Raw genomic sequence first — 7,807 nt, 5'->3', positions numbered from 1 at the left:
CGCGAGCGTCTCGAAGATGCGCCGCCACACACCCTTGATCGCCCAGCGGACGTAGCGGTTGTACAGCGTCTTCGGCGGCCCGTACTCGCGTGGCGCGTGCCGCCAGGGGCAACCCGACCGCAGCACATGGACGATGCCGCTGATCACGCGTCGGTCGTCCACCCGCGGCTTGCCGCGCGTATCCGTCGGCAGCAGCGGCGCCAGCCGACGCATCTGCGCCTCGCTCAGCCAGAAGAGATCGCTCATCCCGGTTCCCTCCATCGCAGCAAAGGGAACCCCCTCAAAATCACACCACCCCGCGTCGCTCAAAACACTTTATGGGTCCGGACCCTACTTGACGTTTTTTCGCCTACGCAACCAACTGTCCGCGAGGCGGTTTTTCTTGCGACCTGGACACTCCAGCACACGATCAATACCAATCCAGGCGGAGTCGCTGGTCCCATCCGTATGGTCGTGATCCAGAACCTTGAGGGCGGTGTGGCGGTCCGCGAGCTTTCTGCTGACGAGGTCGGCGAGCAACAGCAGGCTGTCGCGGATGCTGAGTCCACCCTACGTAACTGGCGTTCCTTAATTGCTGGAACGAGAACTAGCGTCGAGAGCGCTGATAGGGTTGTAGAGCCTCCCCCAGTCATGCCGCCGACGTCGTAGCGCTCTGACGCCCCCCAAGCGCCCCCGCAAGACGCCCCTGCCATCCTCCGCGCCTACCCGAAGGGCGTCTTCGACCTCATCATCGTCGACGAGTGCCGTCGCGGCAGCGCGCGGGACGACAGCGCCTGGCGCGGGCGGGCCTGGGGGCATTGGGCCCGTCCTTCCGTATGCCGCGCCCCAGGACCATCGCCGCGTGGCCAGGAACCGGAAGCCGCGCGGCGGAGACGCGCTCAGGCGGTCGTGGGCCGGCGGCGCAGCAGGGCGGCGGCGGCCAGCGCGCCCCCGAACAGCAGCGCCGAGGCCGGCTCGGGCACGGCGGTCGTCGCGCGCGTGAAGACGATGTCCTTGGGCGCGAGGCTGAAGGGGCCGCCGTTCGGGTCGTTGAACAGGCCGGTGCCGTTCACGGTCAGGCTCTGGAGGAACAGCGTGCAGCAGGTGACGGCCGGGGCCGTGTTGTTTTGCCCGAAGGCCACGAAGTCGAAGCTCGTGATGGCGCCCGCCGCCACGGTCCAGGTGTTGGTGGTCGGGCTGCCCACATATTCGCCCAGCCCGAACCCGTCGGTGTTCGAGAGGATCTCGACGCTACCCGCCGCGGAGGTGTCATTGTCGGCGAGGCCGCGCACGATGCCCGTGACGGTGCCGTTCAGGCCCAAGGCGCGGTTGGAGAAGGTGAAGGTGAAGTCGAGCAGCGCCGCCTGGGCCGACAGCGACCAGAGGCTCGCAAACGCGGCCAATGCCAGTGTCCGGATGGCTTGCATGGAGGGATGTCGTCCTCTCGCGTCTGCGGGATGCCTGCCGATCCGGCAGCCGCAGACGGCGCCGCACGGACGCGCACCGAAGATCGCCAGTGCACCGCTCAGCAAACGTTCAGCATACAAACGTTGCAAAAAACGAGCTTTCCTTGTCAGTGACTCACGCCCGGGCCCGCTGCGGCCGCACGGGCAACTGTAAAGTCCGAGAGACAGGGAGACGCACGCGGCGTCATCCGTGCCGGCCTGCGGCGATGCGCCGGGCGGCTGCTCCTGGCGCGCCAGACCGCGTTCCCCTTCTGCACTGAGCACGAACAATCCGATCGCTCTGGGTCCGGCCGCCGCGCCGCGGCTGCGCGGCGTGCGCCATCGGGACGCGACGGCGGCACATGCGTCCAGGACTGACGTAACGGAGGATTAGTCAGCGGCTCTCCGCTCCTCGCCCGCAACCGCGTGACCTTCGCGCCGATGGCTCGCCGGGCGGCGGCGGAGGCGGGACGGAACGCTCGGTCGAAGGGGGATCCTCCATGAAGGTTCTGCATACACTGATCGCGGTGGCGATGGTGGCGGCCTGCGCCAAGAGGCCGGAGAGCATCCAGCCGAAATTCGCCAGCGCCACGCCCTATCGCGCCCTCACGTGCGAGCAGTTGAACGAGGAGCGGTCCAGAGTGAATGCCGAACTGGCGCGCATCGAAGCGATGCAGCGCGAGAACGCGAACGCCGATGCCGCCTTCATGACGGTCGGTGTCGTGCTGCTGTGGCCGGCGCTGTTCGGCCTGGCGGCGACGACGGATCGGTCCGAGACGATCGCGGCGATGAAGGGCGAGCGCGACGCGATGGACCTCGCGGCGCGCGAGAAGGGCTGCCCGCCGCCGCAGGTGCCGGCGACGCCCGGTCCCCCTGCCGCAGGCGACGCGCACGCGGCCTCGGCCGTGCCTCCGGGCAGCACGGATTGACCTGACGCCAGCACGCCGACCGCCGTTGCGCGTCGGATCCTGGCGCGGGGGCGTGGTAGGGTGAGGAGGCGCGCCGATCGTCCGCGGGGCCACGATCGGCGCGCAGCCTCGTTAAAGCCTTAAAGCGGTAAAGCTTAAAGTGCTTAAAGTCCGCAAGATCAACGGCTAACGGTACAGTCCTGCGACCGCCTCGCGATACTGGCCGAGCACCGCCGGCCGGCGGATCTTCTGCGTCGGGGTCATCATGCCGTTCTCGATCGTGAACGGCTCGACCAGCCGCCACTTGCGCACCCGCTCCGCCACCGACAGCCGCTTGTTCGCCGCCTCCACCGCCAGCGTGACGGCCACCTCGTCGGCGCCCTCGGCGGGCACGATCAGCGCGACCAGGTGCGGCCGGCCGTCGCCCGCCACCACCGCCTGGGCGATGCCGGGCTGCTGCATCAACAGCCCCTCGACCCGGGCGGGGCTGACCATGTCGCCGCCATTGGTCTTGATGAAGTCCTTCTTGCGGTCGGTGATGCGCAGATACCCGTCGGCGTCCAGCGCGCCGACATCGCCGGTGCGCAGCCAGCCATCCTCGGTGATGGCGGCCCTCGTGGCCTCCTCATTGCCCCAGTAGCCCTGCATGACGAGCTCGCCCCGCACCAGGATCTCGCCGTCCTCGGCGATCCGCACCTCCACCCCCGGCAGCGGCCGGCCGACCGTGTCGATGCGGATGCGGTCGGGCGGGTTGGCGGCGACCACGGGGCCGGCCTCGGTCTGGCCGTAGCCCTGCATGATCGGAATGCCGAGGGCGAGGAAGAACCGCCCGATCTCGGGGTCGAGCCGAGCGCCGCCCGACATGATGCCCTTGAGCCGCCCGCCGAAGCGTGCCCGCACCTTGGCGCGCACCAGCCGGTCGAGCAGCGGGTCGATCAGGCCGAGCAGGCCGAGCGACTCGCCCTTCACGCGCTTCAGCCCCTGGCTCAGCGCGAGGTCGAACAGCCGCTGCTTCCAGCCCCCCTCGCGCTCGACCTGGGCGAGGATGCGGCTGCGGATCACCTCGAACAGCCGCGGCACCGCCGTCATCACCGTGGGCCGGACCTCCAGCATCTCGGCGGCGATCCGGTCGGCGCCGGCCGAGTAGTGGATCTGCGATCCCACGGACAGCAGGAAGAACTGCCCGCAGGTGTGCTCGTAGGAGTGCGAGAGCGGCAGGAAGGAGAGATAGGTCTCGTCCTGGAGGTTCAGCGGGCGCAGCAGTTCGAATGCGCCGCGGCAGTTCGACAGGATCGCCCGGTGCGGCAGCATAACCCCCTTCGGTGTGCCGCCCGTGCCGGAGGTATAGATCAGGCAGGCGGTCTGCTCGCGCGGGATCAGCGCGGCCTCGGCCTCGATGTCGTCGGGCGGGGAGGGGTCGGCGACCGCCTCCGCCCAGCGCAGCACGGGGATGGCGGTCTCCCCCGGATCGTCGATCGCCACCAACAGGTCGAGCCCGCCGGCCTCGGCCGCGCCTTCGAGCACGCGCCGGGCCAGCGCGCGGGTCGAGACGATCACCGCGCGGGCGCCGCAGTCGCGCAGGATGTGGGCGTGATCGGCGGGCGTGTTGGTGGTGTAGGTCGGCACCGAGATCGCCCGCAGCGCCATGATCGCGGTGTCGGCGACCGGGAACTCGGGCCGATTCTCGGAGACGATCACCACCCGGTCGCCGGCGGCCACGCCGCGCGCGCGCAGGGCCCGCGCCAGCGACGCCGCCTGCCGCCCGACCTCGCGCCAGACGGTCGGTCGCCACGCGCCCTCCCGCTTGGCCCACAGCGCCGGGCGGTCGCCGTAGCGCCGCGCGCAGGCGAACATCAGCGCGGCACAGTTCGGCCAGTCCGGATACTCGCGCGCCACCGTGACCCCTCCCTCAGCCCGGGCCGGTTGCGGCCCATGCCCGACGTGCCATATCCGTGTGGCCCCGACACCCAGCCAGGACAAGCCCGTGACGGCCCCAGCCCCCCGGATTGCCGCGCCCGAAGCCCCTGTTCCCGGCGGCGAGACCGCCTCCGACCTGCCGGCCTGGGACCTCACCGACCTCTACCCCGGCCGCGACAGCCCGGAGATCAAGGCCGATCTCGATCGCGCCGAGGCCGAGGCCAAGGCCTTCGCCGCACGCTACCAGGGCCGGCTCGCCTCCCTCTCGGGCAGCGAGCTCGCCGCCGCGATCGCCAGCTTCGAGCGCATCGAGGAGACGCTCGGCCGCGTGATGTCCTACGCCCAGCTCCATTTCGCCGAGGACGCGACCGACCCGGCGATCGGCAAGTTCTACCAGGGCTGCAACGAGCGGGTCACCGCGATCTCCAGCCACCTGATCTTCTTCACCCTGGAGCTGAACCGGATCGAGGACGCCGCGCTGGAGGCGAAGATCGCGGGCACCGCGCTCGAGGAGTGGCGGCCATGGCTGCGCGACCTGCGCGTGTTCCGCCCGCACCAGCTCTCCGACGAACTCGAGAAGCTGCTGCACGAGAAGGAGGTGACGGGCCGCGCCGCCTGGAACCGTCTGTTCGACGAGACGCTGGCCGATCTGCGCATCCCCGTGGACGGCGAGGCGCTGACGCTCTCGGCCGCGCTCAACCGCCTCTCCGACGCCGACCGCGCCCGGCGCGAGGCGGCGGCGCACGCGATCGGCGAGAGCCTGGGCCGAAACGTGCGGCTGTTCGCACTGGTCACCAACACGCTCGCCAAGGACAAGGAGATCATCGACACGTGGCGGCGGTATCCGAAGCCGGAGAGCTACCGGAACCGCTCGAACATGGTCGAGGACGAGGTGGTCGAGGCGCTGGTCTCCGCGGTCACGGCGTCCTTCCCGCGACTCTCGCACCGCTACTACGCGCTGAAGGCGCGCTGGCTCGGCCTCGACAAGCTGGAATACTGGGACCGCAACGCGCCGCTGCCGGAGGACGATGACCGCGAGATCCCCTGGGCCGAGGCCTGCGCGCGCGTGCGCAGCGCCTATCGCGCCTTCTCCGATGATCTCGCGGACGTGGGCGACCGGTTCTTCACCCGCCCCTGGATCGATGCCCGGCTGAAACCGGGCAAGGCCTCGGGCGCCTTCGCGCACCCCACGGTACCCTCGGCGCATCCGTATCTGCTGCTGAACTACCATGGCCGCGCACGCGACGTGATGACGCTCGCGCACGAACTCGGTCACGGCGTGCACCAGGTGCTGGCTGGCCCGAACGGCTATCTGATGTCGGGCACGCCGCTGACGCTCGCCGAGACCGCCTCGGTGTTCGGCGAGATGCTGACCTTCCGGGCAATGCTGGACGGCGAGACGGACGCCAAGCGCCGCCGCGTGCTGCTCGCCGGCAAGGTCGAGGACATGCTGAACACCGTCGTGCGCCAGATCGCGTTCTACCGCTTCGAGCAGCGCGTGCATCACGAGCGGCGCACGGGTGAGCTCACGCCCGAGCGGCTCGGCGAGATCTGGATAGGCGTGCAGACCGAGAGCCTCGGCCCCGCCTTCCGCTTCGCCGAGGATTACCGCTTCTACTGGGCCTACATCCCGCACTTCATCCACTCGCCGTTCTACGTCTACGCCTACGCGTTCGGCGACTGCCTGGTGAATGCGCTCTACGGCGTGTTCCGCGACGGCCATCCGGGCTTCGAGGTGAAGTATCTCGACATGCTGCGCGCGGGCGGCACCAAGCGGCACAAGGAGCTGCTCGCTCCCTTCGGGCTCGATGCCTCCGATCCGGCCTTCTGGACCAAGGGGCTCGACGTGATCGGCGGCTTCATCGACGAGCTCGAACAGGCGATGGCCTGATGGCGCGCGAGGCCCCGGTGGCGCGGGAGGAGGGGCCCTCGCTGTTCGGCCAGTTGCGCCGGATGGCGCGCACCTCGGGCGCGGTGACCGGGATCGCCGCGCGCGTGGCCGGCGAGCGGCTGTTCGGCTTCAAGAGCGACCGGTCCGAGCACGCCGGCGAGCTGAAGGCGATCCTCGGCGGGCTCAAGGGCCCGCTGATGAAGGTGGCGCAATTCCTCTCGACCATCCCCGACGCGCTGCCGGACGAATACGCGGCCGAACTGTCGCAGTTGCAGGCGAACGCGCCGGCGATGGGCTGGCCCTTCGTCAACCGCCGCATGCAGGCCGAGCTCGGCGCCGACTGGCAGGCGAAGTTCGCGAGCTTCGGCCGCGAGGCCGCCGCCGCCGCCTCGCTCGGCCAGGTGCACAAGGCGACCCTGCCCGACGGCCGGACTGTCGCCTGCAAGCTGCAATACCCCGACATGGCGAGCGTGGTCGCGGCGGATCTGCGCCAACTCAAGCTGGCGATCGCGGTCTATCGCCGCATGGACAACGCGATCCAGCAGGAGGAGATCTACGAGGAACTTTCCGAGCGGCTGCGCGAGGAGCTCGACTACGCGCGCGAGGCCGCGCAGATGCGGCTCTACCGGATCATGCTGGCGGACGAGCCCGATGTGCACGTGCCGATGCCGATCGAGGGCTACTGCACGCCGCGCCTGCTGACGATGACCTGGCTCAACGGCCGGCCGCTGATGGACCGCATCAAGGAGGAACCGCCGCAGGAGACGCGCAACCGGCTCGCGCTCAACCTGTTCAAGGCGTGGTATGTGCCGCTCTACCGCTATGGCGTGATCCACGGCGACCCGCACATGGGCAACTACCAGGCACGCGCCGATGACGGGATGAACCTGCTCGACTTCGGATGCATCCGGGTGTTCCAGGCGCGGTTCATCCGCGGCGTGATCGATCTCTACGAGGCGATGCGCGACAAGGACATCGACAAGGCGCACCACGCCTACACGGTGTGGGGGTTCAAGGACCTCACCCACGAGAAGATGGCGGTGCTGAACCTCTGGGCCGAGTTCCTCTACGAGCCGCTGATGGAGGACCGCCCGCGGCGCATCCAGGAGTCCGACGATCCGCAGTTCGGCCGGCGCGTGGCGATGCAGGTGCACGCGGGGCTGAAGCGCATCGGCGGGGTGAAGCCGCCGCGCGAGTTCGTGCTGATGGACCGCGCGGCGATCGGGCTCGGCAGCGTGTTCCTGCGGCTCAAGGCCGAGCTGAACTGGCACCGGCTGTTCAACGAGCTGATCGCCGATTTCGATACCGCGACGGTGGATGCGCGCCAGCAGGCGGCGCTGGCCGAGGCGGGGGTGCCGGCAGCCGCCTAGAGCCTGATCCATTTACGCTGAAGCATAGCCTGCGTGCCGGAAGTAGTTGGCGCATTCGGTGGGTGAGAACTCGCCGAGCAGGGCGCCGATGCGGTGCCATACGGTGGCGATGGATCGCTCGTCGGCCTTTCGCAGCAGGGTCTTGAGCTTGGCGAACATCATCTCGATCGGGTTCAGGTCCGGGCTGTAGGGCGGCAGGGACAGCAGGTGGGCGCCGGTGGCGCGGATGGCGCGGCGGACGGCGACGCCCTTGTGACTGCCGAGATTGTCGAGCACGACGACGTCGCCCGGCTTGAG

At 69.6% G+C, this 7,807-nt stretch carries 7 protein-coding genes; 3 read left to right on the top strand and 4 right to left on the bottom strand.

Annotation, left to right across the window (positions count from 1 at the left end):
- Both F563_RS0120815 and F563_RS0120810 read right to left on the bottom strand, forming a co-directional pair.
- The coding region (locus F563_RS0120815; RefSeq protein WP_019016623.1) for a transposase at window positions 1–246 on the bottom strand (246 nt) is incomplete at its 3' end.
- Window positions 247–878: 632 nt separating this feature from the next.
- Window positions 879–1,406: a PEP-CTERM sorting domain-containing protein gene (locus F563_RS0120810; protein WP_084596762.1), complete on the bottom strand. Its 528-nt coding sequence runs from the start codon at window positions 1,404–1,406 to the stop codon at window positions 879–881.
- Between the two features lie 518 nt (window positions 1,407–1,924).
- On the opposite strand from F563_RS0120810, the gene F563_RS24220 reads away from it, so the two are divergent.
- Entirely contained in the window at window positions 1,925–2,353 is a 429-nt protein-coding gene (locus F563_RS24220; protein ID WP_019016621.1) for a hypothetical protein, read from the top strand.
- Between the two features lie 165 nt (window positions 2,354–2,518).
- Here F563_RS24220 and F563_RS0120800 read toward each other — a convergent pair whose 3' ends face one another.
- A complete protein-coding gene (locus F563_RS0120800) occupies window positions 2,519–4,228 on the bottom strand; it encodes an AMP-dependent synthetase/ligase (protein ID WP_019016620.1) in 1,710 nt (569 codons plus the stop codon).
- An 88-nt stretch (window positions 4,229–4,316) separates the two neighbouring features.
- Between F563_RS0120800 and F563_RS0120795 the strand changes: the two genes are divergently transcribed.
- Together F563_RS0120795 and F563_RS0120790 are read left to right on the top strand one after the other, a co-directional pair.
- The gene (locus F563_RS0120795) at window positions 4,317–6,140 is read left to right on the top strand and encodes a M3 family oligoendopeptidase (protein WP_019016619.1); all 1,824 of its coding nucleotides are present in this window, start codon (window positions 4,317–4,319) and stop codon (window positions 6,138–6,140) included.
- Window positions 6,140–7,510, top strand: a complete 1,371-nt coding sequence (locus F563_RS0120790; RefSeq protein ID WP_019016618.1) for an ABC1 kinase family protein — start codon at window positions 6,140–6,142, stop codon at window positions 7,508–7,510. The genes F563_RS0120795 and F563_RS0120790 overlap by 1 nt, the downstream gene beginning before the upstream one ends.
- 12 nt (window positions 7,511–7,522) lie before the next feature.
- Here the strand turns inward: F563_RS0120790 and F563_RS0120785 are convergent.
- A partial coding sequence (locus F563_RS0120785; RefSeq protein ID WP_019016447.1) for a transposase occupies window positions 7,523–7,807 on the bottom strand: 285 nt, incomplete at its 5' end.

Source organism: Elioraea tepidiphila DSM 17972 (genome assembly GCF_000378465.1).
Lineage (GTDB): Bacteria > Pseudomonadota > Alphaproteobacteria > Acetobacterales > Acetobacteraceae > Elioraea > Elioraea tepidiphila.
This window is presented reverse-complemented; position numbering and strand designations above follow the sequence as displayed.